The organism is Curtobacterium herbarum (assembly GCF_016907335.1).
GTDB lineage: Bacteria > Actinomycetota > Actinomycetes > Actinomycetales > Microbacteriaceae > Curtobacterium > Curtobacterium herbarum.
The window spans coordinates 1,050,265-1,074,325 of the sequence record NZ_JAFBBT010000001.1; the positions used below are offsets into that span (position 1 = coordinate 1,050,265).

General features: G+C 72.3%; 27 protein-coding genes and 1 riboswitch. Of the genes, 15 read left to right on the forward strand and 12 right to left on the reverse strand.

The window, feature by feature from the left end; translation table 11 throughout:
• The first annotated feature begins 152 nt into the window (after positions 1-152).
• Positions 153-286, forward strand: a riboswitch (FMN riboswitch).
• A gap of 85 nt (positions 287-371) precedes the next feature.
• Genes JOD51_RS05135 through ribH form a run of 3 tightly spaced genes read left to right on the forward strand, consistent with a single transcriptional unit; the run spans position 372 to position 2,250 of the window.
• A complete protein-coding gene (locus tag JOD51_RS05135) occupies positions 372-1,046 on the forward strand; it encodes a riboflavin synthase (protein WP_204607316.1) in 675 nt (224 codons plus the stop codon).
• Complete coding sequence (ribB, locus tag JOD51_RS05140) at positions 1,046-1,774, forward strand: 3,4-dihydroxy-2-butanone-4-phosphate synthase (RefSeq protein ID WP_372377684.1); 729 nt, start codon at positions 1,046-1,048, stop codon at positions 1,772-1,774. Before JOD51_RS05135 ends, ribB begins: the two co-directional genes overlap by 1 nt.
• The gene (gene ribH / locus JOD51_RS05145; RefSeq protein ID WP_204607317.1) at positions 1,771-2,250 is read left to right on the forward strand and encodes a 6,7-dimethyl-8-ribityllumazine synthase; all 480 of its coding nucleotides are present in this window, start codon (positions 1,771-1,773) and stop codon (positions 2,248-2,250) included. The genes ribB and ribH overlap by 4 nt, the downstream gene beginning before the upstream one ends.
• 85 nt (positions 2,251-2,335) lie before the next feature.
• Here the strand turns inward: ribH and JOD51_RS05150 are convergent, their stop codons facing one another.
• Both JOD51_RS05150 and JOD51_RS05155 read right to left on the reverse strand, forming a co-directional pair.
• A complete protein-coding gene (locus JOD51_RS05150; RefSeq protein ID WP_181439189.1) occupies positions 2,336-2,506 on the reverse strand; it encodes a hypothetical protein in 171 nt (56 codons plus the stop codon).
• Positions 2,507-2,572: 66 nt separating this feature from the next.
• Complete coding sequence (locus JOD51_RS05155) at positions 2,573-3,121, reverse strand: TetR/AcrR family transcriptional regulator (RefSeq protein ID WP_204607318.1); 549 nt, start codon at positions 3,119-3,121, stop codon at positions 2,573-2,575.
• A gap of 124 nt (positions 3,122-3,245) precedes the next feature.
• Between JOD51_RS05155 and JOD51_RS05160 the strand changes: the two genes are divergently transcribed.
• From JOD51_RS05160 to JOD51_RS05180, 5 genes are all read left to right on the forward strand, one after another.
• Entirely contained in the window at positions 3,246-5,273 is a 2,028-nt protein-coding gene (locus tag JOD51_RS05160; protein ID WP_204607319.1) for an aldo/keto reductase, read from the forward strand.
• On the forward strand, positions 5,252-6,268 hold the full coding sequence (locus JOD51_RS05165) for a LacI family DNA-binding transcriptional regulator (RefSeq protein ID WP_204607320.1): 1,017 nt from the start codon (positions 5,252-5,254) through the stop codon (positions 6,266-6,268). Before JOD51_RS05160 ends, JOD51_RS05165 begins: the two co-directional genes overlap by 22 nt.
• A gap of 281 nt (positions 6,269-6,549) precedes the next feature.
• Complete coding sequence (locus JOD51_RS05170; protein WP_204607321.1) at positions 6,550-8,073, forward strand: MFS transporter; 1,524 nt, start codon at positions 6,550-6,552, stop codon at positions 8,071-8,073.
• A gap of 223 nt (positions 8,074-8,296) precedes the next feature.
• Positions 8,297-8,863 (forward strand): flavin reductase family protein, encoded by a 567-nt coding sequence (locus JOD51_RS05175; protein WP_239539781.1) that lies wholly within the window; start codon positions 8,297-8,299, stop codon positions 8,861-8,863.
• Positions 8,864-8,908: 45 nt separating this feature from the next.
• Complete coding sequence (locus JOD51_RS05180) at positions 8,909-9,523, forward strand: superoxide dismutase (protein ID WP_204607322.1); 615 nt, start codon at positions 8,909-8,911, stop codon at positions 9,521-9,523.
• 198 nt (positions 9,524-9,721) lie between these two features.
• On the opposite strand, the gene JOD51_RS05185 is transcribed toward JOD51_RS05180, so the two are convergent.
• From JOD51_RS05185 to upp, 6 genes are all read right to left on the reverse strand, one after another.
• A complete protein-coding gene (locus tag JOD51_RS05185) occupies positions 9,722-10,303 on the reverse strand; it encodes a TetR/AcrR family transcriptional regulator (protein WP_204607323.1) in 582 nt (193 codons plus the stop codon).
• Between the two features lie 192 nt (positions 10,304-10,495).
• Positions 10,496-12,010, reverse strand: coding sequence for a serine hydrolase domain-containing protein (locus tag JOD51_RS05190; RefSeq protein WP_204607324.1), 1,515 nt, complete (start codon positions 12,008-12,010; stop codon positions 10,496-10,498).
• Positions 12,007-13,356 carry a cryptochrome/photolyase family protein gene (locus JOD51_RS05195; protein ID WP_204607325.1) on the reverse strand — a complete coding sequence of 450 codons (1,350 nt, stop codon included), beginning with the start codon at positions 13,354-13,356 and terminating at the stop codon, positions 12,007-12,009. Before JOD51_RS05195 ends, JOD51_RS05190 begins: the two co-directional genes overlap by 4 nt.
• Positions 13,353-13,841, reverse strand: a complete 489-nt coding sequence (locus tag JOD51_RS05200; RefSeq protein ID WP_258376664.1) for a MarR family winged helix-turn-helix transcriptional regulator — start codon at positions 13,839-13,841, stop codon at positions 13,353-13,355. Before JOD51_RS05200 ends, JOD51_RS05195 begins: the two co-directional genes overlap by 4 nt.
• Positions 13,842-14,088: 247 nt before the next feature.
• Complete coding sequence (locus JOD51_RS05205) at positions 14,089-14,886, reverse strand: winged helix-turn-helix domain-containing protein (protein WP_204607326.1); 798 nt, start codon at positions 14,884-14,886, stop codon at positions 14,089-14,091.
• 528 nt (positions 14,887-15,414) lie between these two features.
• Entirely contained in the window at positions 15,415-16,050 is a 636-nt protein-coding gene (gene upp / locus JOD51_RS05210; protein WP_111074383.1) for a uracil phosphoribosyltransferase, read from the reverse strand.
• Between the two features lie 102 nt (positions 16,051-16,152).
• Between upp and JOD51_RS05215 the strand changes: the two genes are divergently transcribed.
• A complete protein-coding gene (locus JOD51_RS05215; protein WP_204610858.1) occupies positions 16,153-16,584 on the forward strand; it encodes a nucleoside deaminase in 432 nt (143 codons plus the stop codon).
• Between the two features lie 27 nt (positions 16,585-16,611).
• Here the strand turns inward: JOD51_RS05215 and JOD51_RS05220 are convergent, their stop codons facing one another.
• Complete coding sequence (locus JOD51_RS05220) at positions 16,612-17,568, reverse strand: cation diffusion facilitator family transporter (RefSeq protein ID WP_204607327.1); 957 nt, start codon at positions 17,566-17,568, stop codon at positions 16,612-16,614.
• A gap of 75 nt (positions 17,569-17,643) precedes the next feature.
• Here JOD51_RS05220 and proC point away from each other — a divergent pair, with 75 nt between their 5' ends.
• Positions 17,644-18,474 carry a pyrroline-5-carboxylate reductase gene (proC, locus tag JOD51_RS05225; protein ID WP_204607328.1) on the forward strand — a complete coding sequence of 277 codons (831 nt, stop codon included), beginning with the start codon at positions 17,644-17,646 and terminating at the stop codon, positions 18,472-18,474.
• 30 nt (positions 18,475-18,504) lie between these two features.
• On the opposite strand, the gene JOD51_RS05230 is transcribed toward proC, so the two are convergent.
• Together JOD51_RS05230 and JOD51_RS05235 are read right to left on the reverse strand one after the other, a co-directional pair.
• Positions 18,505-19,200 carry a potassium channel family protein gene (locus JOD51_RS05230; RefSeq protein ID WP_204607329.1) on the reverse strand — a complete coding sequence of 232 codons (696 nt, stop codon included), beginning with the start codon at positions 19,198-19,200 and terminating at the stop codon, positions 18,505-18,507.
• Positions 19,193-20,629, reverse strand: a complete 1,437-nt coding sequence (locus JOD51_RS05235) for a TrkH family potassium uptake protein (RefSeq protein ID WP_204607330.1) — start codon at positions 20,627-20,629, stop codon at positions 19,193-19,195. Before JOD51_RS05235 ends, JOD51_RS05230 begins: the two co-directional genes overlap by 8 nt.
• Positions 20,630-20,701: 72 nt before the next feature.
• Here JOD51_RS05235 and JOD51_RS05240 point away from each other — a divergent pair, with 72 nt between their 5' ends.
• From JOD51_RS05240 to JOD51_RS05260, 5 genes are all read left to right on the forward strand, one after another.
• On the forward strand, positions 20,702-21,217 hold the full coding sequence (locus JOD51_RS05240) for an ArsR/SmtB family transcription factor (protein ID WP_204607331.1): 516 nt from the start codon (positions 20,702-20,704) through the stop codon (positions 21,215-21,217).
• Between the two features lie 88 nt (positions 21,218-21,305).
• Positions 21,306-21,500 carry a helix-turn-helix domain-containing protein gene (locus tag JOD51_RS05245; RefSeq protein ID WP_111074377.1) on the forward strand — a complete coding sequence of 65 codons (195 nt, stop codon included), beginning with the start codon at positions 21,306-21,308 and terminating at the stop codon, positions 21,498-21,500.
• A gap of 146 nt (positions 21,501-21,646) precedes the next feature.
• Entirely contained in the window at positions 21,647-21,745 is a 99-nt protein-coding gene (locus JOD51_RS05250) for a 30S ribosomal protein bS22 (RefSeq protein WP_003792170.1), read from the forward strand.
• A gap of 151 nt (positions 21,746-21,896) precedes the next feature.
• On the forward strand, positions 21,897-22,151 hold the full coding sequence (locus JOD51_RS05255) for a glutaredoxin family protein (RefSeq protein ID WP_204607332.1): 255 nt from the start codon (positions 21,897-21,899) through the stop codon (positions 22,149-22,151).
• The gene (locus JOD51_RS05260) at positions 22,148-22,441 is read left to right on the forward strand and encodes a Dabb family protein (protein ID WP_204607333.1); all 294 of its coding nucleotides are present in this window, start codon (positions 22,148-22,150) and stop codon (positions 22,439-22,441) included. The genes JOD51_RS05255 and JOD51_RS05260 overlap by 4 nt, the downstream gene beginning before the upstream one ends.
• A 238-nt stretch (positions 22,442-22,679) precedes the next feature.
• On the opposite strand, the gene aspS is transcribed toward JOD51_RS05260, so the two are convergent.
• Entirely contained in the window at positions 22,680-24,020 is a 1,341-nt protein-coding gene (gene aspS, locus JOD51_RS05265) for an aspartate--tRNA(Asn) ligase (protein ID WP_204607334.1), read from the reverse strand.
• Between the last annotated feature and the right edge of the window lie 41 nt (positions 24,021-24,061).

Consider the following 24,061-nt stretch of genomic DNA (forward strand, 5'->3'; position numbering starts at 1 on the left):
TGCGCGGTCCCGTGGGCGGTGGGTGCGCCGTCCCGCGGGCGGCGGTTCCGCCGTCGGACGGGAGGCCCGCCACACCTCCGAGACGCCGCGTGACGTCCGGCGGATGCTCCGCCCGCGACGGTCGGGGGGCTGGGGTATCGTCGGGGACACGCAAGCGCTCCGGGGTCGGTGCAAGTCCGAACCGGTGGTGACAGTCCACGAGCGCCGCGCCGGGTCCGCCCGGTGCGGGGTTGACCCGGTGAAACTCCGGGACCGACGGTGAGAGTCCGGACGGGAGGAAGCGCTGACGGAAGGTGATGGTCGTTCCGCGACCCCGCCTGCCGTCCGCCGACGACCGTCGCGCGCCCTGGAGTCCCGTTGAGAGGACACCAGTGTTCACCGGCATCATCGAGGAACTCGGAACCGTCACCGCCGTCGACGAACGAGGCGACTCCGTCGCGCTCACCGTCCGCGGCCCGCTCGTCGTCTCCGACGCGCAGCACGGCGACTCCATCTCGGTCTCGGGCGTCTGCCTGACCGTCGTCGAGCAGACTCCGGACAGCTTCACCGCCTTCGTCATGAAGCAGACGCTCGACATGAGCGCGCACGGGTCGCTCCGGTCCGGCGACCGGGTGAACCTGGAGCGTGCGGCCTCGGTGGGGGACCGCCTCGGTGGCCACATCGTGCAGGGCCACATCGACGGCACCGCGACCGTCCTCGAGACCGACGACGGGGACGGCTGGCGACGGGTGCGGTTCGCGCTCACCCCGGAGCTCAGCCCGCTCGTCGTCGACAAGGGATCGATCGCGATCGACGGGGTCTCGCTGACCGTCAGCGCGGTGTCCGCGGAGTCCGTCGCACCCGACGCCGCCTGGTTCGAGGTCAGCCTGATCCCCGAGACCCTGGCCGCCACCACCCTCGGCGCGCGTGTGCCCGGCGACCGCGTCAACATCGAGACCGACGTCCTGGCACGGCACGTCCGCCGGATGCTGCGGCTGGACGCCGCGGCCGGTGCCGTGGGTGCCATCGGTGCCGTGGGCGCTCCGGTCGGGGTGGAGGCCCGGTGATGGCCGCCGACACCGCCCCCGTCTCGCAGGCGGTCCCCACCGCGCCCGCTCCCGCCACCGCGCCGGCCGCCGCCGCCCCGGGGCTGTCCTCCGTCGAGCAGGCGATCGCCGCCATCGCCGCCGGCCGCCCGGTCATCGTCGCCGACGACGAACACCGTGAGAACGAGGGCGACGTCGTCCTCTCCGCCGAACTCGCGACCCCGGAGTGGATCGCGTGGACGGTCGCGCACTCGTCCGGGTTCATCTGCGCACCCGTCAGCACCGAGATCGCCGATGCCCTCGACCTGCCGCCGATGGTCGAGCACAACGAGGACGTCCGCGGCACCGCCTACACCGTCACCGTCGACGCGGCCGTCGGCGTGACGACGGGCATCAGCGCCCACGACCGGGCCCGCACGCTGCGGGTCCTCGCCGACGCGACCTCGGTGCGCGACGACCTGCACCGCCCCGGGCACGTCGTCCCGCTGCGGGCACGGCCGGGCGGGGTGCGCGAGCGTGCCGGCCACACCGAAGCCGCGATCGACCTCGTCACCGCTGCCGGGCTCCGGCCCGCGGCGGCGATCTGCGAGATCGTCGACGAGCAGGGCGGCATGATGCGTCTGCCGGAGCTCGTCGGACTCGGGACACGCGAGGGCGTGCCCGTCATCACCATCGCCGCGCTGGCCTCCTGGCTCGACGCGGCCGACCGGGCGGCGGACGTCGCCCGCACCGAAGGGACACACGCATGAGCGGAGCAGGAGCGGCGGAGCGCGAGCTCGTCGACGGCAGCGGCATCCGGGTCGCGGTCATCGCCGGACAGTGGCACGACGTCATCGCGAACGGGCTCCTGGCCGGGGCCCAGCGCGAGATCGAACGACTCGGCGCCACCGCCCAGGTCGTCCCCGTGCCGGGCAGCTTCGAGTTGCCGGTCGTCGCGAAGGCCGCGCTGGAGTCCGGCTTCGACGCAGCGGTCGCCCTCGGCGTCATCATCCGCGGCGGCACCCCGCACTTCGAGTACGTCTCGGACGCGGCGACGAGCGGGCTGACCAAGGTCGCGATCGACACCGGCAAGCCCGTCGGCTTCGGCGTGCTCACCCTCGACGACGAGCAGCAGGGCATCGACCGCGCCGGACTGCCCGGGTCGACGGAGGACAAGGGCGCCGAGGCCGCACACGCCGCGATCGCCACGGCCGTCACCCTGCGGGAGCTGCGCGCCGACGCCTAGCCCGTGGCGGAATGCAGAACGGCCCGCATGCAGAACGGCCCCGTACCGAGAGGTACGGGGCCGTTCTGCGTGGTGCGGTGTGGGACTACCGCTTGCCGAACACGTGGATCGGCAGGAAGAAGGAGAGGCTCATCAGCAGCACGCCGGCGATGAACACGAACGCCTGACCGGAGGCGACCTGGAACGCGAACCCGAACAGGTACATCGACACCAGCAGCAGCAGGATCGAGAAGACAGCAGCGATGACGCGGCCCACGGTGGTACCTCCGGGAATCAGCGGGTTGAACGAACTCAGTCTATCCCCAGGACCGGGTCCGTCGGTTCACGGAGCGGGTTTCGTCGCGATCAGGCGGTCGACGACCTGGAGCAGCGCCGCCATGTCGACCGAGGCCCGGTCCGGGCGGACGTCGCTCGCGGCCCCGAGTGACGCCGCGTGGTACAGCCCGTCGCCGAGGAGCTTGACCGCCTGCGCTGTGGGGACGTCCCCGAGCGCTTCGACGAGGGTGGCGAGCCAGGCGTTCTCGGTGTCGTCGAGGGTCCGGCCGGCCTCCTCGTACCCGGCCTGCTGCAGGCGCGAGGCCGCGAGCAGGGCGAGGTCGAGCTCGCTGCCGACGAACTGGCAGTTCTCGACGAAGTAGCGTGCCGGGCCGTCCTCGGCCGCCCGCATCCGTTCGATGTCCAGCGCGGACAGGTCGGTGAGCCGTTCGCACAGCCCCTCGACCAGGGCCGCCTTGGAGCCGAAGTGGTAGAGCAGTCCGCCCTTCGAGACACCGGCACGCGCGGCGACGGCGTCGAGGGTCGCGGGACGCTCGCCCTCCTCGCACACGATGGCGACGAAGCTGTCGAGGACGCGGTCGCGAGCACTTGCCATGCGCACGAGTCTAGGGACCCACCGGACGCAGCAGGGGCCGTGAACGTTCACGGCCCCTTGTCGGCTGGGTCCACAGTCGCTAGCCTCGCTCCGACCGTGAAGGTTCACGACGAACAGGATCCGCATGTCAGCGCAGACCGCGACCCCCACGCCCACCACGAACGACTCGACCCCCGGCTGGGCGGTCCTCGGCCCCGGGGGCATCGCCCGCCGGTTCCTCGCGCAGCTGTCCACGAGCAGTGGCCGGCTCGTCGCCGCCGGCAGCTCGTCCCCGGAGCGAGCGCAGGCCTTCGCGGACGAGGCCGCCGAGCACGGCTTCCTCGACGTCACCGCCGGCTCGTACGACGAGGTCCTCGCCGACCCGCGCGTCGACGCCGTCTACATCGCGACCGTGCACACCGGGCACGCAGCCCTCGTCCTCGCGGCGCTCCGGGCCGGCAAGGCCGTGCTCTGCGAGAAGCCGCTGACGCCGAACCACGGCACGACGATGGCGCTCGTCGACGCCGCCCGACAGGCCGGGCTGCCCCTCGTCGAGGCGTTCATGTACCGCTTCCACCCGCAGACCGCCGCCTTCCTCGACCTGGTCCGCGACGGCGCGGTCGGCACGGTCACCCACGTCGACGCCTCGTTCGCCTTCCGGACCGAGGAACGCTCCGGTCGGCTCTTCGACGTCGAGACGGCCGGCGGCGGGATCCTCGACGTCGGCTGCTACCCGGTCACCATGGCCGCGGCGATCGTCCAGGCCGCCACCGGGGTCGCCGTCGCCGAACCGGTCGAGCTGCACGCCGTCGGGACCCTCGGGCCGACCGGGGTGGACGAGTGGACCGTCGCCAGCGCGACGTACGCGACGGGCATCACCGCGAGCCTCCGCACCGGCGTCCAGGTCGAGGACACGAACGCCGTCGTGGTGCACGGCACCCGCGGCACGATCACGCTCCGCGACCCCTGGACCATCGGCGGCGACCCCGTCATCGCGGTCCGCACCGTCGACGCCGCACCGACCGAGACGTCCTTCGCCGGTGCCGCCCCCTACGGGCTCGAGGCCGACGCCACCATCGACGCACTCCGTGCCGGCCGGGTCGACGCGCCGCAGATGACCACCGACGAGAGCCTGGCCGCGGCCCGCACGCTCGACCGCTGGCGCGCCGCGATCGGCCTGCGCTACCCGTTCGAGGCCGAGACCGCCGACATCCCCACGGTCAGCGGCCGCCCGCTCACCGTCGCGTCGGACGCCCCGATGGCCTACGGCCGACTGCCCGGTATCGACAAGCGCGTCTCCCGTCTCGTGATGGGTGTCGACAACCAGCCCGACCTGGCCCACGCCAGCGCGATCTTCGACCACTTCGTGGAGCAGGGCGGCACCGTCTTCGACACGGGCTACATCTACGGCGGCGGCGTGCTCGAGGGCCGACTCGGTGCCTGGATCCGGAACCGCGGCATCCGCGAGGACGTGGTCGTCATCACCAAGGGCGCCCACACGCCGTACTGCGACCCGGAGTCGCTCACCCGCCAGCTGCTCGAGAGCCTGGAACGCCAGGGCACCGACTACGCGGACGTCTACATGATGCACCGGGACAACCCGGACATCCCGGTCGGGGAGTTCGTCGACGTCCTCGACGAGCACCGCCGAGCCGGGCGCATCCGGGTCTTCGGCGGGTCGAACTGGACCCCCGCCCGCTTCGACGAGGCGAACGCCTGGGCCGCGGCGAACGGCAAGCACGGGTTCGAGGTGCTCAGCAACCACTTCGGGCTCGCCGAGGCCCTCGACGTCCCCTGGGCCGGCTGCGAACACGTCACCGACGCCGCCTCGAAGCAGTGGCTCGAGGAGCGCCAGGTCCCGCTGCTGCCCTGGTCGTCGCAGGCCCGCGGGTTCTTCACCGGCCGGGCCCGTCCGGACGACACCAGCGACGCCGAGCTCGTCCGCTGCTACTACTCGGACGCCAACTTCGAGCGCCTGCGCCGGGCCGAGGAGCTCGGCGCGCAGTACGGCGTCCCGGCCACCGCGATCGCCCTGGCCTACGTGCTGCACCAGCCGTTCCCGACGTTCCCGCTGTTCGGCCCGCGGACCATCGCCGAGGCCCGCTCGTCGATGCTCGGGCTGACCGTCGACCTCACGCCCGAGCAGGTGGCATGGCTCGACCTCCGCAGCTGACCGGCACCGGCGGCCGCGCGACGATCCTCGACGTCGCCGCGGCCGCCGGGGTCTCCCGGCAGACCGTGACCCGCGCGGTGAACGGGCTGCCGGGGATCAGCACGGCCACGAAGGAGCGCGTCCTCGCCGCCGCTGCGGCACTCGACTACCGGCCCTCCCGCTTCGGTCGGGGGCTCGTGTCCGGCGGCGCGCACCAGCTCGGGCTGCTGGTCGACGACCTGCGGAACCCGTACTCGCCCGAACTCGCTGCGGCGGTCCTCCGGCTGGCGGCCGCGCGCGGGTGGAACGTGCTGCTCGCCGACGTCGGGCTGGCGGGTGACTCGGACCGGTCGGTGCAGGACCTCGGCGCCCAGAGTGACGTCGTCATCGGCTACCTCGGGGCGCGCGCACCGGAGTGGATCGAGCGACTCGGCTCGGTGCCGGTCGTGGAGCTCGACCCGCACGGTGTCCCCGCCCGCGGTGCCGTCCGGCTCGACCCGACGGACGCGGTGGAGGCCCTCGCCGACCACCTGGTGGCGGTCGGCGTGAAGCACCCGCTCGTCCTCGACGCGCCCGCGAGCGCACCGGGGGAGCCGAGCACCCGCGGCGCCCTCCTGCTCGACGCGCTCCGCCGCCGCGGGTACCTGCCCGAGCACGTCCACGCCCAGGCCGCCTCGGCCGACGCCGGTGCCGCGGGCACGACCGCGGCACTCGAGCGTCACGCCCGGCTCGACGCCGTCGTCGCGTTCAACGACGTGATGGCGCTCGGTGCGCTCGCCGCCTGCCGTCGTGCCGGCGCCGAGGTCCCGGACCGCGTCCGCGTGGTCGGCATCGACGGGCTGACGCTCGGCACGCTCGTCGCACCGACGCTCACCACGCTCGCGGTCGACCTCGACGAGGTGGCCCGCCACGCGGTCGACCTGGCGCTCGGCATGCTGGACGGCGCACTGCCACGGTCCGGCCCGTCGGTCGAGCGGGTGGTCCGCCACCGGCTGGTGGTGCGCGAGTCGGCCTGACCGGCGCACGGCCCGACGACCGGTCCTCGCTCCGCCTGACGGCCGGTCCTCGGATCGCCTGACGGCCCGATCCCGAGACCGGCCGACCGCCGGACGGGAGGCACGGGGCGGCCCCGACCCGCGCCTCCCGTCCGCCATTGGTTGCAGTTGCAACCACCACCGTCCGGACGGTACACTAACGGAACCCTGACGGGGCGCGTGACGACTTCCGCGTCCCGTCTCGTCTGCGCTCAGCCCCTCGCGGCCGACGGCGCGACACGCTCGAAGTCCTGGAGTCCGCCATGTCCGCCCTGCTCACCAGCCCCGTCGCCACCCGGATCACCGCCAGCCGTGGCTCCCGGTTCGCCGCGCTCGCGGTGCTCATGCTGCCGGTGCTGCTCATCTCGGTCGACAACACCGTCCTGAGCTTCGCGCTGCCCTCGATCTCGCGCGCCCTGCACCCCGACGCCACCACCCAGCTCTGGATGGTCGACGCGTACCCGCTCGTCCTCGCCGGCCTGCTCGTCGTGATGGGCAGCATCGGGGACCGCATCGGCCGGCGTCGGATCCTGGTCATCGGCGCGACCGGGTTCGCGCTGCTGTCCGCCGCGGCCGCCTTCGCCACCGAGGCCTGGATGCTCGTCGCGGCCCGCCTCGTGATGGGTGTCTTCGGGGCGATGCTCATGCCCGCGACGCTGTCGATCATCCGCAACGTGTTCCCCGACGCCGGTGAACGGCGCCTGGCACTCGCGGTCTGGTCGACGATGTTCGCCGCCGGCAACGCCCTCGGCCCGCTGGTCGGCGGCGTCCTACTCGCCCACTTCCACTGGGGCAGCGTCTTCCTCGTCGCGGTGCCGATCCTCGTCGTGATGCTCGTCGCCGTGCCGTTCTGCGTGCCGGAGTCCCGCGACCCGGAGCCCGGGCCCGTCGACGTCCCGAGCATGCTGCTGTCCCTCGGTGCCCTCGCCCCCACGGTCTGGGCGATCAAGTCCCTCGTCCACCCGGAGGAGCGCGGCCTCGCGATCGCGATGGTCGCCGTCGGGGTGCTCTGCGGCATCGCGTTCGTCCGCCGCCAGCTGCGCTCCCGCACGCCGATGCTCGACATGCGCCTGTTCCGCAGCACCGCCTTCACCGGCAGCGTGCTGATGAACATGGCCGCGATGTTCTCGCTCACCGGGTTCCTGTTCTTCATCGCCCAGCACCTGCAGCTCGTCGCCGGCCTCGACCCGTTCGCCAGCGGTGTGGTGCTCATCCCCGGTGCGGTCCTGACGATCATCGCCGGCCTCGCCGTCGTGCCGGTCGTCGCCCGGGTCGCACCGCGCTGGGTCGTGTCCGTGTCGCTGCTCTTCTCGGCCGCCGCGTACGCCCTCGTCGCCGTGCTCGGCCACCACGCCTCGATCGCCGCGCTGGCGTTCGCGTTCGTGCTGCTCGGCATCGGCATCGGCGCGTCCGAGACGGTCACGAACGACCTCATCATCTCGACCGCTCCGGCCCACAAGTCCGGTGCCGCCTCGGCGATCTCGGAGACCGCGTACGAGATCGGTGCCGTCCTCGGCACCGCCGTGCTCGGGACGATCCTGGCCACGGCCTACCGAGCGCACGTCGTCGTCCCGGACGGGCTGTCCTCGACGGCGCACACCGCCGCGGGGGAGACCCTCGGCGGTGCCGTCACCGCGGCGACGCAGCTCGGCGGGTCGGCGGGTCAGGCGCTCCTGGAGTCCGCGCGTGCCGCGTTCGACTCCGGGGTCACGACGACGGCGGGTGTCGCGGCGGCGCTCATGGTCGTCGCGGCGGCGGGTGCCGTCGTGATGTTGCGGCGGCGCTGACCCCGAGTGGACCCGCTGACCCGGGCGCTGCGGCGGCAGTGCTGCGGGCCCCGCGGGAGCCGTGCGGCGGGCACCGCGAGCGCCGCGCCGCCGGCACCACGGCACGCCCGGAGGTGCACCGATCCTGTGAATCGTGGACCGGCACCCGGTCCCAGGTCCTACGTTGGGAGGTGGCCGCGACGACCGCGGCCGCACCCACGAACGAGGAACGACCACGACTGACATGCCCGACGCCGCCCCGGTCGACGTCCCCCAGCCCGGCACCCCTGCCGTCCCGCCCACGGTCGACGCCAGCACGGCCGACATCGCCGCCGCGTACAAGGAGGCCTTCCGGGGCCACCCCGCCGGCGTCGCCGTGATCACCGCCGAGGGCCCGGACGGCCCCACCGGTCTCACCGCGTCGAGCGTCGCCTCGGTCGCGGTCGACCCGCCCGTCCTGGTGTTCTCGCTGTCCACCAACTCCGGGTCCGCCGGCGTCGTCCTCGGCGCGCCGACCTTCGTCGTGCACCTGATGGACGCCCGCGGTGTCGCCCTCGCCAAGCGCTTCGCCTCCACCGGCAGCCCCGCCGCCGACGACCCGATCTGGGGACGCCTGCCCTCGGGTGACCGGTACCTGCCCGACGCCGCCAGCGCCCTGCGCTGCCGACCGCTCTCGACCACGCCCATCGGCAGCTCGACCGTCGTCGTCGCCGAGGTGCTCGACATCGTCGTCGGGCTCGACCGGGGCGAGCCGCTGGTCTACCACAACCGGGAATTCCACTCCCTGACCGATCGTTCCCGGCTCTCGTGAGCCGCGGAGCCCCGCACCCCACACCACCGATCGAAAGGACCGCCCATGGCTGAGTACACCCTGCCCGAGCTCCCGTACGACTACGCCGCCCTCGAGCCGCACATCAGCGGCAAGATCATGCAGCTGCACCACGACAAGCACCACCAGGCGTACGTCACCGGTGCCAACACCGCCCTGCAGCAGCTCGGCGAGGCCCGCGAGTCCGGCAACTTCGGTGCGATCAACAAGCTCGAGAAGGACCTCGCGTTCCACCTCGGTGGCCACGTGAACCACTCGATCTTCTGGACCAACCTCGGCCCGGACACCAAGGTCCCCGAGGGCGAGCTCGCCGCGGCCATCGACGAGTTCTTCGGCTCGTTCGAGAAGTTCCAGGCCCAGTTCGCCGCGGTCGCCAACGGCATCCAGGGCTCCGGCTGGTCCGTCCTGGCCTGGGACGTCGTGGGCCAGAAGCTCACCACCTTCCAGCTGTTCGACCAGCAGGGCAACATCCCGTTCGGTCTCGTCCCGATCTTCATGCTCGACATGTGGGAGCACGCCTTCTACCTCGACTACCTCAACGTCAAGGCGGACTACGTCAAGGCCGTGTGGAACATCGTCGACTGGGAGAACGTCGCCGCGCGTTTCGAGAACGCCAAGTCGCAGAGCTTCGTCACGCTCTGAGCGTCCCTGACGCGGGTCGCTGAGGCGACCACCTGACGGAACGGGAGGCCCGGTACCAGTCGGTACCGGGCCTCCCGTCGTTCCGTGGTGCGGTCGTGTCGTTTCGTGTCGTGTCGTGCTGTGCCGTGCGGTGCCGCGAGCCGTCGTGCGGGCTGTCCCGCGGACCGCGGACCGCGGACCGCGGACCGCGGACCGCGGTCAGCGTGCGGCGACGCCGGCGCCGACCTCGGCCGCGAGGCGCCGGGCGACCCCGCGGAGGACCACGTCGGTCTGGGCCACGTCGCCGTCGAGGACCGCGCCCCACTGCGCTCCCCGCGCCGCGAGGACGGCCGCCTGCGCCGCGCGGAGCGCCGTGGCGTCGTCGGCTCCGTGGGCGCGGCACCACGCGGCGAGAGCGTCCACGTGGGTGCGGTGCACCCGGCGGTGCCGCTCGTGGCCGGACAGGCACTCGACCGAGCCGAGCTCGAAGGTCAGGCGTGCCGCCAGGAAGCGCTCGGCGTCGTCGAGGCCACCGAACACCCGGACCAGGTGCTCGGCGAGTGACCGCTCGTCCGCGTCCGGGTCGAGGCAGACCGACACGACCGGACGGCTGAGGTGGTCGACGACGGCGTCGATGAGGCCGTCGCGGGAGCCGAAGTGGTACACGATCGGGTACGCGCTCGTCCCGAGGACCCGTCCCAGGCTGCGGACGGAGACGTCCTCGACCCGGGTGTGGTGGAGGTGGTCCGTGACCTTGCAGACGATCGCGGGCTTGAGCGTCGGGTCCGGTTTGCGTGGCATGGTCTCTTCCGAAGGCGGTGGTTCGTGACGATGACCGCCACGATGACCGAGCGGACATGTCGCATGTTACCGGACGGTCCTGATGACTTCGTCACCGCTCGCCGCGGCACCGCTCGCGCAGGGCAGGCCGCCTCGTGCCCGCCGACTCGTGTCCGCCGACGCATGTCCGGCGGGCCGGTCCTCCGGTCGCGGTCAGGCGGGGGTCGGCTCCGCCCGCACGGTCAGCGTCTGCACCAGGCCGACGGCCAGCGGCGCGAGGCGGATCTCGACGCGCAGGCGTCCGTGCTCCCCGGGCAGCCACCACCGCAGGTGCGTCGGGGTGGTCGACTCCTCGGCGACGGGGGCCGCGGCGAGGTCGGCACCGACCGCGGCGACCGCGGCCGCGAGGGCCGCACGCCGACGGTCCCAGGGGACGTCCATCGGCACGTTCGGCGTGCAGATCACCGCGGCCCGGTCGTCGTCCCAGTCGGCCAGGAGGCGCTGCACGGCACCCTGCGCCGCCCGCGTCTCCGGCAGCACCGCAGACGTCTGCGCCGACGTCTGCGCCGATGTCTGCACTGACGTCTGCGCTGACGTCTGGGCCCCGGCACCCGTCGACGTGCCGCCGGTCGACCGGACGTCGGCGAGGACCAGGTCGTGCGCCCGCGTGGCCGCCACCGAGACCTTCGCCTGCGTAGCGTTCTCGAAGGCGACGACACCGATGCCGGTCGACACCGACCAGCGCATGTGCGCCGAGAACCCCGGGTAGCCGCCGGAGTGCGACACGATCGACCCGACGACGGGGTCGTGCTCGACGAACAGCCCGAAGCCGTACCCGGTCGAGCGGGTCGACCCGGGCAGGGACTCGGGCGGCACCATCCGCATCGCCTGCTGCATGGCGCGGCGCTCGGCCGTGCCGAGGGGCCCGCGGGCGGCCGCGACGCGCTCCGGGAACGGCGGCGTGGTGCCGTCGAAGGCCCCCGCGAGCCAGGACCCCCACCGGGCCAGGTCCCGCACGGTGGAGAAGAGCCCACCGATCGGCGAGAACGCCCCGGGACCGGGCGTGGTCAGGGCTTCCCACTCCGAGCCGTGTCGGCGGAACCCGGTGACGACGTGTCCGCGCGCGTCCGACGCGGCGAACACGGTGTCGTCGAGCCCGAGCGGACCCAGGACCCGTTCGTGGGCGACGGTGGTGAACGGCACACCGGCGACGACGGCGACCACCCGGCCGAGCAGCGCGTACCCGAGGTTCGAGTAGGCGAAGCGTGTGCCCGGCACCGAGTCGAAGAGCAGCCCGGCACGCAGGACGGCGTCGAGCTCGTCGTCGGAGATGCTCTCCTGCCGGTCACCCCACGGGTCGTCGGTCGGGAAGCCCGCGGACATCGTCAGGAGCATCCGGACGGTGGGGACGGGGGAGTCCGCGGTCGGCAGGGCCACGGACCGGAACGCCGGCACGAAGTCGGTGACCGGGGCGTCGAGCGAGAGCAGCCCGTCGCCGACGAGGCCCAGGAGCGTGGTCGCCGTGACGCTCTTCGTGCACGAGGCGATCCGGTACACGGTGTCCGCGTCCGGCGCGCTGCCGTCCCCACGGTCGCCGGCGCCGCCGGAGGCGACGAGTCCGTCCCGGTCGAACACGCCCCAGACGCTGCTCGGGGCGATGCCGTCGGCGACGCGCTGCCGGTGCAGGGCGTCGACCGCGTCGATCACCGCGGCGGACGGCCGGGTCATGCGCGCCGCATCTCGGCGTAGGCGTCGAGTGCACGTTGCCGGGTGGCCTTGAGGTCGACCATCGGTTCCGCACGCTCCTCGTCGGCGGGCACCCAGCGGCGGACGTACTCCCGGTGCGGGTCGAACCGCTCGAGCTGCCGGTCCGGGTTGAACACGCGGAAGTACGGCGCCGCGTCGAAGCCCGAGCCCGCGACCCACTGCCAGTTCGCCGCGTTGTTGGCCGCGTCGGCATCGACCAGGGTGTCCCAGAACCACTGCTCGCCGATGCGCCAGTCCACGAGCATGTTCTTCACCAGGAAGCTCGCCGTGGCCAGACGGACCCGGTTGTGCATGGCGCCGGTGTGCCAGAGCTCCCGCATGCCGGCATCGACCAGGTCGAAGCCGGTCGTGCCGTGCCGCCAGCGGTCGAGCTCCGACTCGTCGGCGTCGCGCCAGGGGAACGCGTCGAACTCGCGCCGGACGTTGGTCCGCGCGATGTCGTCGCAGTGGAAGTACTCGTTCCAGTTGAACTCCCGCCAGGCGAGTTGCCGGAGGAACGCCGGGGCAGCGCGGCGCTGGTCCGGCTCGAGCGTCTCGTGCATCCGGTGCCAGACCTGGTACGGGCTGATCTCGCCCCAGCGCAGGTGCGGGGACAGGCTGCTCGTCGCGGCCTGGGCCGGTTCGTCACGCTGCTCGTAGTCGGCGAGGGCTTCGTCGACGAATCGCTCGAGGCGGTCCGACGCGCCGTGCTCGCCGGGCGTCCAGGCGTAGCGCATGCCGCCCGCCCAGTCCGGTGTCGTCGGCAGCAGGCCCCAGTCGTCGAGCGTGTCCGAGTGCACGTCCGGCGGTGCCGCGATGGTGTCCGGCTCGGGCCAGGGGTGCCGGGGTTCGGGCATCGCCTGCGCCGCACGCCAGAACGGGGTGAAGACCTTGAACGGCTCGCCCTTGCCGCTGAGGACCGTCCACGGTTCCCAGAGCAGGTTCGCCGCCGCGCTGTGGGCCTCGACACCGCTCGCGATGAGGCCGGCCTTGATACCCGTGTCGAGCTCACGCTCCACCAGGCCGTACCGCCGGTTCCAGAACACGGCGTCGGCGCCGGACTCCTGCACGAGGGCGGGGACGACCTCGGCCGCCGGACCCCGTCGCAGGACCAGTCGCGAGCCGTACTCGCGGAGGTCCGCGTCGAGCGCGCTCAGGGACTGGTGCAGCCACCAGCGTGCGGCCGCGCCGAACGGGCGGATGCCGTCGCTCTGCTCGTCGAGGACGTACACGATCGTGACCGGGCCGTCGCGGTCGGTGGCGGAGCGGAGTGCCGGGTTGTCGGCGATGCGCAGGTCGTCCCGCAGCCAGACGAGGGAGCCGCTCATGCCGGGGCCCCGACGGACCGACGGGTCGGGGTGGTCGCCGCAGCGCCGACCCGCAGCTTCGTGCACAGCTCGGTGAGCGTCCGGAGTTCGGCGTCGTCGAGCCCGGCGCCGACCTGGGCCGCGATGGTGGAGGCGTGCTGCACCGCGACCGTGCGGTACACGTCGAAGCCGTGCGGGGTGAGGGCGACGATGACCCCGCGGGCGTCCGTCGGGTCGGGCTGCTTCTCGACGATGCCCTTGGCGGCGAGCCGGTCCACCAGTCGGCTGACACTCGGCTGGGTGAGCAGCAGGTGACCGGTCAGATCACGCATGCGGCAGCGACGGCCGGGCTGCGTCGACAGGTTGAAGCACACGTCGTACTCGTTGAACGAGATCTCGGCGGACGGGAACTCGGTGTTGAGGTTCCGCATCACGGTGACCTGGGCGCGGAACAGCGACTCCCATGCCGCGACCGCGGTGGCCTTCTCCGTGCGGTGATCGCTCACGGGTGTTTCCCTCCGTCTGGTGGACCACCACCCTACCGACGGGGTCGGACACAGAATGCGGGCCGGCCGTCCTGGTGGACGACCGGCCCGCTCCCTTGCACCAAGAGATTCCTGCAATCACATTCCACAGCCGGTGCCACAGCAAACACCGTCTGCACGACCGACTGTATAACGGTGCGGTAACGCCGGGGAAGGGCGCCTCGCCGTCGAATCCTGCGAGTTGTCCGATCGGCGCACGAGAGCAGTTTCAGAAGAGGTCGGGCGAGGGGGTGGAGGCGTAGCGGACCGAGACGTCGGCGTGCCGGTCGAACCGGTAGCCCACACCGCGGACGGTCCGGACGATCTCCTCGAACGCGCCGAGCTTCGACCGGAGGCGTCGCACGTGCACGTCGATGGTGCGCTCGTTCGGGGTCTCGTCCTCACCGTCGGACCACAGGCCCTCGATGATCGCCGACCGGTCGACCGTGCGGCCCTCGCGGAGGACCAGGAACTGCAGGAGCTCGAACTCCTTGAAGGTCAGCGGGGCCGCTTCGCCGTCCAGCACGACGCGCTTCCGGGAGATGTCGATGACGACCCCGGTCTCCTCCGGCTCGGGCTTCTCGGTCTGCTTGCGTGCCGCGACCGCCGAACGGTCCTGCAGGGCCAGGCGCACCACGTCGACGTCACGCCCGCCGGACCCCTCGGCCGCGACGGCGACGGCCGCGTAGGTCTCGGCGCCGGGCACGAGCTGGGTGGTCAGGGCCTTCAGCTGCTCGACGACGGCGGCCAGCGTCGTGCCGGCGGCGGCCGCGGTGGCCTCGTCGAGGCCGACGTACAGGGCGAACCCACGGGCCTCCGTGCCCTCCGGCAGGGCGCGGTTGCGGGGCGGGGCGACGGCCGGGCTGGTCGGCACGGCGGAGCGGTCGGCGACCGGGCGGGCGGGCTGCGCCGGCAGGACGGCGGGGCGGCGTCCGCGGATCGGGGTCACGCTGCCGAGGTCGGTGGCGGCCGGCGCGGCGGTGCGGAGCGTCGTGGTGGTGCGGGGCTGGGCGATGGTGAGCGACATGGTGCGGTCTCCGGGTGGTGCAGGGGCCGTGCAGTGCGGTGGTGCAGCGGCCGGTGTCGAATGCGTCGGCCCGGATCGGCGGTGGTGTCGGTGACCGTCCACGCAGCAGTGGCTGCGGCGGCGGTCGCCGGGTGGCCCTGCGGTCCGCGGGGGACCGGGGCTGATCCGGGGGAGCGGGGTCCGACCTCGTGACGGTGGTGCGCGTCGTCGACGGGGTCGTCACCGAGGGATCACACGCGCGCGACGGGGGTGGTGTCGCGGGGGATCCGGCTGGAACGGGTACCGATCAGGCACACATTCGACAACGCATGACCGCCGTGGTCGGCATCATCGTGCCGACGGTCCCCGAGGCCTCGTGGAGGGCGCGAGTGGACACGGTTGCAGTCATGGAAGGAGTATCCGCGGTATACCAACGCCGTGTCAACCGTCCGCACGGACGGTCGACGGATGCGGACAGTGCCGGACGACGGACGGGAGGCTCCCCACCGGTCCGGTGGGCAGCCTCCCGTCCGGGGCGTGGTGCGGTGGCTACTCGGCCAGGCCGTAGAGCCGGTCGCCGGCGTCGCCGAGACCCGGCACGATGTAGCCGTTCTCGTCGAGGCGCTCGTCGAGCGCACCCAGGACGATGGTCACGTCACGGTCGCCGACGGCCGCCTCGAGCGCGGCGAGGCCCTCGGGAGCACCGAGGATGCAGACGCAGGTGACGTCGACGGCGCCCCGGGCGAAGAGGAAGTCGATGGCCGCGGCGAGCGTGCCACCGGTCGCGAGCATCGGGTCGAGCACGAAGCACTGTCGGTTCGACAGGTCGTCCGGCAGCCGCTCGGCGTAGGTCTGCGGCTCGAACGTGACCTCGTTGCGGGCCATGCCGAGGAACCCGACCTCGGCCGTCGGGACCAGCTTGACCATGCCCTCGAGCATGCCGAGGCCGGCACGGAGGATCGGCACGACCAGCGGGCGGGGCTTCGCGATCGCGACGCCCATCGTCTGCGCGACCGGGGTGGTGATCGGCGTGGCCGTCACCCGGACGTTGCGCGTGGCCTCGTACGCCAGGAGCGTGACGAGCTCCTCCGTCAGGGCACGGAACGTGGGGGAGGGAGTGGTCCGGTCGCGGAGCACCGAGAGCTTGTGGGTGATGAGCGGGTGGTCGGCGACGTGGACTCGCATAGGGTCGAGCGTACCGTGCCGCACCCCTCCCGTCGGTCGCGGTCCCACCGGACGATCGGAGCACCCGTGGACCACCCGGCGCACCGCCCCTTCGTCCCCGCGATGGAACGCGCCCTGGCCGAGGCCCGCGCGTGTCTCGCCACCGGCGACGTCCCGGTCGGGGCCGTGGTCCTCGACGCCTCCGGTGCGGTGGTTGCGGTCGGACGGAACGAACGCCAGGCCCGCCAGGACCCGACCGCGCACGCCGAGGTCCTCGCGCTCCGCGCCGCCGCGGCCGTCACCGGGGACTGGCACCTGGCCGAGCACACCCTGGTCGTCACGCTCGAGCCGTGCCCGATGTGTGCCGGCGCAGCCCTGGCGGCACGCGTCCCGCGGATCGTGTTCGGTGCCTGGGACCCGAAGGCCGGGGCGAGCGGCAGCGTCTACGACATCGCGCGGGACCGCCGGCTGCCGCACCGGGCCGAGGTGGTCGCCGGCGTGCTCGAGGACGACTGCGCGGCCGTCCTCGACACGTTCTTCGCCGAGCGGCGCTGACCCCAGAGCGAGCCCGAGGCGTCTCCCTCAGTCGGCGGCGCGCAGGACGATCGCCTCGGTCGTCGGCTGCGGGCCGTCGTGGCGGACGTCGGGCTCGATGTAGATGACCCGGGCGATCGGGACGGCCGTGCGGATCCGCTGCTCGACGGTGTCGATGCCGGCGGCCACGTCACCGAGTCGCCGGTCGCCGTCGACGGCGACCTTCACGCCGACCATCAGTTCGTCGGGCCCGAGGTAGAGGGTCTTGAGGTGGATGATCGAGTCGACCTCGGGGCCGTCGAGCACGGCCTGCTTGATCCGTTCGACGTCGCCGGAGCCCGCGCCCTCGCCGACGAGCAGGCTCTTCGTCTCGACACCGAGCACGAGCGCCACGGCGATGAGCAGCACCGCGATGAGCACCGTGCCGATCGCGTCGAACACCCCGTTGCCGGTGATCGCGGTCAGGCCGACGCCGAACAGCGCGAACACCAGGCCGATCAGGGCCGCGGTGTCCTCGAGCATCACGACGGGCAGCTCCGGGGCCTTGGCGCGACGGACGAACTGGATCCAGGACTGCCCGCCCTTCTGCGGAGCGGCCTCCTTGAGGGCGGTGCGGAGCGAGAACCCCTCGAGCCCGATCGCGATGACGAGCACCACCACCGGCAGCCACCAGTTGTCGAGCGGGTGCGGGTGGCTGAACTTCTCGATGCCCTCGTAGAGCGAGAACACGCCGCCGACCGAGAACAGCACGATCGAGACCACGAAGGCGGACACGTAGCGCTCGCGGCCGTGGCCGAACGGGTGCTCCTCGTCCGCGGCCTTCTTCGCCTTCCGGCCACCGAGCAGCAGGAGCAGCTGGTTCGCGGAGTCCGCCAGGGAGTGCACCCCTTCGGCGAGCATCGACGCGGATCCGCTGATCGCCGCCGCGATGAACTTCACGACCGCGATCCCGATGTTCGCACCGAGTGCGGCGAAGATCGCCTTCGTCCCTCCGGAAGCGCTCATGTGGCTGTCCGACCCCTTCTCTCACCCGACCTGGACCACGATCCTAGGCGGCCGGTCGTCGCTAGGTTGGAGGCCATGACCTTCGAACTGCCCCGCGTCGCCATGCTCGGCGTCGGTTCCATGTCCGGCGCGGTCCTGCAGGGCCTCCTGGCGTCCGGCGTGGCGCCCGACACGGTCGTCGTGACCACCCGCTCCGAGTCCTCGGCGGCGGCACACCGTGCCACCGGGCTCCACGCCACCGCGACCGAGACCGACGCGGACGCCAACCGGGCGGCCGTCCGGGGCGCCGGACTCGTCGTCCTCGGGGTGAAGCCGTTCGGCATCGTCGACCTGCTCGACGAGGTCGCCGAGGACCTGGCGCCGGACACGGTCGTCGTCAGCGTCGCCGTCGGGGTGACGACGGAGACGATGCAGGCGCACGTGCCCGCGGGGGTCCGTGTGGTCCGGGCGCTGCCGAACACCCCGATCGGGGTCGGCCTCGGGGTCACCGGAATCAGCGCCGGGGCATCGGCGGACGCTGACGCCACCGCGCTGGCGTCGCAGGTGTTCGCCGTCTCGGGCGAGGTCATCGAGGTGCCGGAGTCCCAGCTCGACGCCCTGTCCGCGGTGTCCGGCTCCGGCCCCGCGTACGTCTTCCTGCTCGTCGAACAGTGGCAGCAGGCCGCCGAGGCGCTCGGGTTCACGCACGAGCAGGCGCGGACCATGGTGCAGGGCACCGTCCGGGGCGCGGTCGAACTCCTGGCCCGGTCCGGCAGCGAGCCGGCGGACCTCCGACGCGCCGTGACGAGCCCGAAGGGGACCACCGAGCGCGCGGTCGCCGTGCTGCAGGACGCCGACCTGGCGGAGACGCTCGAGCGGGCAGCGCGGGCCGCCATCGCCCGGGCCGAGGAGCTGTCCCGGCTCTGAGCGGGCGGGCCCGCGAACCGGCAACCGGATCTACTCGAGTGCGGCGAAGCGTTCGAGGTCGGTCTCGGTGCCGGACACGATGATGACGTCGTCCTCGCCGATCACACTGTCCGGGGTCGCCGGCACGAACGCCTGCCCGGGTGGCTTGATGCCGAGCACCGTCAGGCCGAAGCGCGTGCGGATCACCGTCGTCGCCAGGTCCCGGCCGCGGACGGCCCGCGGCGGGAACATCTTGACCACGGCGAAGTCGTCGTCGAACTCGATGAAGTCGAGCATCCGGCCGGACACCAGGTGTGCTGTCCGTTCGCCGGCCTCGCGCTCCGGGTAGACCACGTGGTTCGCGCCGATGCGGCTGAGGATCGTGCCGTGCGAGCGGCTGATCGCCTTCGCCCAGATCTGCGGCACGCCGAGGTCGACGAGGTTCGCGGTGATCAGGACGCTCGACTCGAGGTCGGAGCCGGTGCCCACGACGGCGATCGCGAAGTCCTGCGCGCCGATCTGCCGGAGCGCGTCCATGTCGGTCGCGTCGGCCTGCACCGCGTGCGTGACCCGGTCCGACCACTTCTGCACCAGCGCGGCGTCGGTGTCGACCACCAGGACGTCGCGGCCCTGACGTTCGAGCTGCCCGGCGGTGGCGGCACCGAAGCGGCCGAGTCCGATGACCAGCACCGGGGCGTCGTGGCTGACGGGGCCCTGCTGGTGGTGCGTGCGGTTTCGGTCAGCCAACGATCGGCCTCTCCTCGGGACGGCGGAACAGCTGCCGGCTCTGACTGGCTGCGAGCGCGGCGGCGATGGTCACTGTACCGACCCGGCCGAGGAACATCGTGGCGGCGAGCACGTACTTGCCGGAGTCCGGCAGGGCCGACGAGACGCCGGACGACAGCCCGCACGTGGCGAACGCCGAGATCACCTCGAACAGGACGCGGTCGAGCGGCTCGTGCGTGATCTGCAGCAGCACGACGGTGGCGATCGCGACGATGGTGGCACCCCACAGCACGATCGCCACGGCGACGCGGAGGACGTCACTGGGGATCCGCCGGCCGAACGCCTCCATGCTCTGCCGGCCACGGGCCTCCGCGACGGCCGCCAGGAACAGCACGGCGAGCGTGGTGACCTTGATGCCGCCGGCGGTGGAGGCGGAGCCGCCACCGATGAACATGAGCATGTCGGTGACCAGCAGGCTCGACCCGTGCAGCTCGTCGAAGTCCACGAGCGAGAACCCACCGGACCGCGTCATCGTCGACAGGAAGAGCGCCTGGAAGGCAGTCCGGCCGGCGCCCTCCCGCCCGAACGTGGCGGGGTTCGACGCCTCGAGCGCGATGTAGGTCACCGCACCGCCGAGCAGCAGGACGCCGCTCGTCACCAGCGTGAGCTTGACGTGGATCGGCCACCGCCTGGGGGAGCGCAGCTGCTTCGTCAGGGTGCGGATCACCGGGAACCCGATCGACCCGGCGACGACCCCGACCATGAGCAGGCTGAGGAACCAGTAGTCGTGCGCGAACGGGTCGAGTCCCTCGGCGTTCGGCGCGAACCCGGTGTTCGTGAACGCCATCGCCGCGTAGTAGAACGAGTCACCCACCGCGGACCAGAACGGGATCCCCGTCACCAGGACGCTCGGCAGCAGCAGCAGGCCCAGGACGATCTCGATCGACAGGGTGCTCACCGCGACGGTGAGGAGCAGCGTGCCGACGTCACCGAGTCGGACGGCCTGCCCTTCCGGCACGGCACCGTGGTGGGTGCGGAGCGGGTTCGAGTCACCCGCGGCCATGAGCTTCGCGCGGAGTCCGAGTCGGCGCGTCACCACCAGGCCGAGGATCGACGCGAAGGTCAGCACCCCGAGCGCGCCGATCTGCGTGCCGATGACGACGAGGACCTTGCCGAACACCGACCAGTGCGTCGCCATGTCGACCGTCGCGAGCCCGGTGACGCACACCACGCTCGCCGCCGTGAACAGGGCGTCCGAGAAGTGCGTCGTGGTGCCGTCCGCGGCGGCCATCGGCGTCATGAACAGCCCCGTGAACAGGAAGATCAGGACGACGAAGACCAGGATCGCCAGGCGGGAGGGCGAGGACCGGAGCGCCGTGCTGATGCGGCCGGGGTGTCGCCGGGCCGACGCGGTACCCGGGGCGGGAACCGGCTCGGTGCGGTCGAGCATCGTATGCCTCCGGGGACATGGGCGGGACGGTTCGTCATGGTACATCCGCACCGCGCCGGTTAGCCTCTCCCCATGGCCGACATCTTCAGCGTCGTCGCGGACCCGACGCGGCGGGCACTGCTGGGCGAACTGCTCACCGCGTACGGGGCGGACGCGACCGGCGGCGAACTCAGCGTCGGACAGCTCGTGCTGCGCCTCGGCGTGAGCCAGCCGACGGTGTCGAAGCACCTCCGCGTGCTCCGCGACATCGGGCTCGTCACCAGCCGTGAAGAGGGCCAACACCGCTACTACCGCCTGGACCCGGAGCCCCTGCTCGGCATCGAGGACTGGGTCGTCCCGTTCACGAACGCGGTGGACGCCGACGGCACCCCGGCGACGACGTCGTGGACACCGGACGGCCAGCCGGTGTCGTTCCGCCGCGGTGCGCCGGGCGGCAGGGGGACCGTCGAGGTCGGGACCGAACTGGGCCGGGTGATGGCCGAGGCGTCGCACCGCGCGACCGTGGCGTTCACCGGCGCGCAGCAGGGGTGGGAGCGTGTCGTCGACCGCAGCCGCCGTCGGTTCACGAAGCGCCCCGAGGACGACTGACCAGCTGCTGGACAGCGAGGCTCACGCGCCTCTACAGTGTCCAGAGACCACACAGGTCACAACAAGCAAGCCAGCCCGAAGGCGGATCATGACCGGCAGTTTCGACGACGTGCGCTTCCTCACCGTCGCGGAGGTCGCCGAGATGATGCGTGTCTCCAAGATGACGGTCTACCGCATGGTGCACGCCGGCGAGCTCCCCGCCATCCGGTTCGGTCGGTCCTTCCGGGTCCCCGAGTCGGCGGTCGCGGAGATGCTCCGTGGCGGCATCGCCGACGTCGGCTGACCCGACGCATCCGCCCCGGGCGTCCACCGTCCGTTCCGGCGCCGTTCGACATCGCGTCAGCCCTCCGGTAGACTCGGGCAGGTTGATTTTCCGCGGCTTCATCGGCCCGGTGTCCGTACATCACCATCAGTCCGAGCGAGGTCCACATGGGTTCTGTCATCAAGAAGCGTCGCAAGCGCATGGCGAAGAAGAAGCACCGCAAGCTCCTTCGCAAGACGCGTCACCAGCGTCGCAACAAGAAGTAAGTCGCAAGACTTGCCGCTGAAGCCCCGGTTCGCCGGGGCTTTCGCATTTCCCGGGGCGGTGTCGAACCGGCTTCCACTGCGCCGATGCCCGCCGATCCGGGGAAGCCGAGCCGTCGGCCGGTCGTCGGAGGCGCCGGGCTACCCTGGAGCCATGCCCGCCGTGACGCTCCTCACCAAGCCCGGATGCCACCTCTGCGACGACGCGCGACCCGTCGTGGAACAGGTCGTGTCCGCGCACCCCGGCACGACCCTCCAGGAACGGTCGATCCTCGACGACGACGCGCTCCGCCAGGAGTACGCCGAGGACATCCCCGTCGTGCTCGTCGACGGCCGCGTGCACAGCAACTGGCACGTCGATGCCGAGCGACTCGCCCGGGCGATCGAACTCGCGGAGGCCCGCGCGTGATCCGCCACGTCGTCTCCTGGACCCTGCGCGAGGACCTCGACCGCGACGTCGCCGTCGCCCGCGTCCGCGAACTGCTCACCGGTCTCGTCGGGGTCGTCGGCTCGATCCGGTCGCTCGAGGTCGTCGAGAACGTCGCCTACCCGGGGAAGAACCAGGACCTGGCGGTCGTCGCGACCTTCGACGACCTCGCCGGCCTCGACGAGTACCAGTTCCACCCGGACCACCAGGCCGCCGCTGCCGAGATCCGCGCGATGGTCACCAGCCGCGCGGCCATCGACTGGCAGGACTGAGTCCGGGCAGGACTGAGCCCGGGCAGCGCGGGTGCCGGCGCTGGTGTCGGTCCGGCGCCGCCGCCCCCGGCCGGTGCGCTCTGGCACCGCACAACGAGAACCGGCTCGAACCACGGAGTTTCGTGGTTCGAGCCGGTTCCAGTTGTGCGACGGCGATCCGCGCCAGCGGCGGCCCGTGCCGATGCCGATCCGCGCCAGCGGCGGCCCGTGCCGATGCCGGTTCGCGCCGCCGCGCTGCCTACGGGGTCAGGCGCGTCGGGCCGCGGAACAGGTACGTGACCTCGCGGATGGACGGCTCGCCGAGCATGAGCATGAGCACGCGGGCCAGACCCATCCCGAACCCGCCGTGCGGCGGCACGCCGTAGCGGAAGAAGTCCAGGTACCAGCCGAGCTCGGCGGGGTCGAGGCCCTTCTCCTCCGCCTGGGCGGTGAGGACGTCGACACGGTGCTCACGCTGCGCACCCGTGGAGATCTCGGCGCCGTTGAACAGCAGGTCGTAGCTGTTCGTGAGCGTCGGGTCGTCGGCGTGGCGCATGTGGTAGTACGGCCGGATCGAGGCGTCGTAGTCGGTGACGAAGACGAACTCCGAGCCGTGGTGCTCCTTGGCCCAGGCCGACACGCGGCGCTCGCCCTCGGGGTCCAGGTCGCCGTCGGCGCGGACGACGTCGTGGCCGCTCTCGGCGACGATGGTCCGGGCCTCGGCCAGGGTCACGCGGGGGAACGGCGTCGACGGGACCTGCAGCTCGAAGCCGAAGACCTCCTCGATGTCCTTGCCGTACTTCTCCTTGACCGCGGTGATGCCGGCGACCAGGACCTCTTCGTGCATCGCCATGACGTCCTCGTGCGACTCGATCCACGAGAACTCGGCGTCGACGCTGGTGAACTCGGTGGCGTGGCGCGAGGTGAACGAGGGGTCGGCGCGGAAGGCGTCGGCGATCTCGAACACGGCACCGAAGCCCGCGGGCTGCGCCATCTGCTTGAAGTTCTGCGGCGACTGCGACAGGTACGCGGTGGTCTCGAAGTACTCGAGCTGGAAGAGCTCGGCGCGGGACTCGGACGCCGACGCCATCAGCTTCGGGGTGTGGATCTCGATGTAGTCGCGCTCGACCCAGTAGGTGCGGAACGCGTGCTCCATCGTGGTCTGGATGCGGAAGATGAGGTTCTGCTTGCGGTTGCGCAGGTCGAGGAAACGCCAGTCGAGACGCTTGTCGAGCGAGGAGTCGTCGGCGATCGGTGTCTCGGGGATGGCGGCGCTGACGACGGTGAGCTCGCCCACCTTGACCTCGAGCCCGCCGAGCTTGACGCGCTCGTCGGCCTTCAGCGTGCCGGTCACGTGGATGAAGGAGCCGTGCGCCAGACCCGAGATCGTCTCGGTGGTGGCGAGCGCCGCGGCGGAGGTGTCGTCACCCTCGACGGCTTCACGGGTGGCGGGGTTGACCAGCTGGACGGCGCCGCTCTCGTCGCGGAGGACGACGAACTGCACCTTCTTCTGATCGCGGACGGTCTCGACCCATCCGGCCACGGAGACGGGGCCGTCGGGGAGGCTTGCGAGGTCGGCGATGCGGGTGCGTTCGATCACGGTCGTCGAGTCTACCGGCCGGGCGTGCCCGTGGCGTGCCG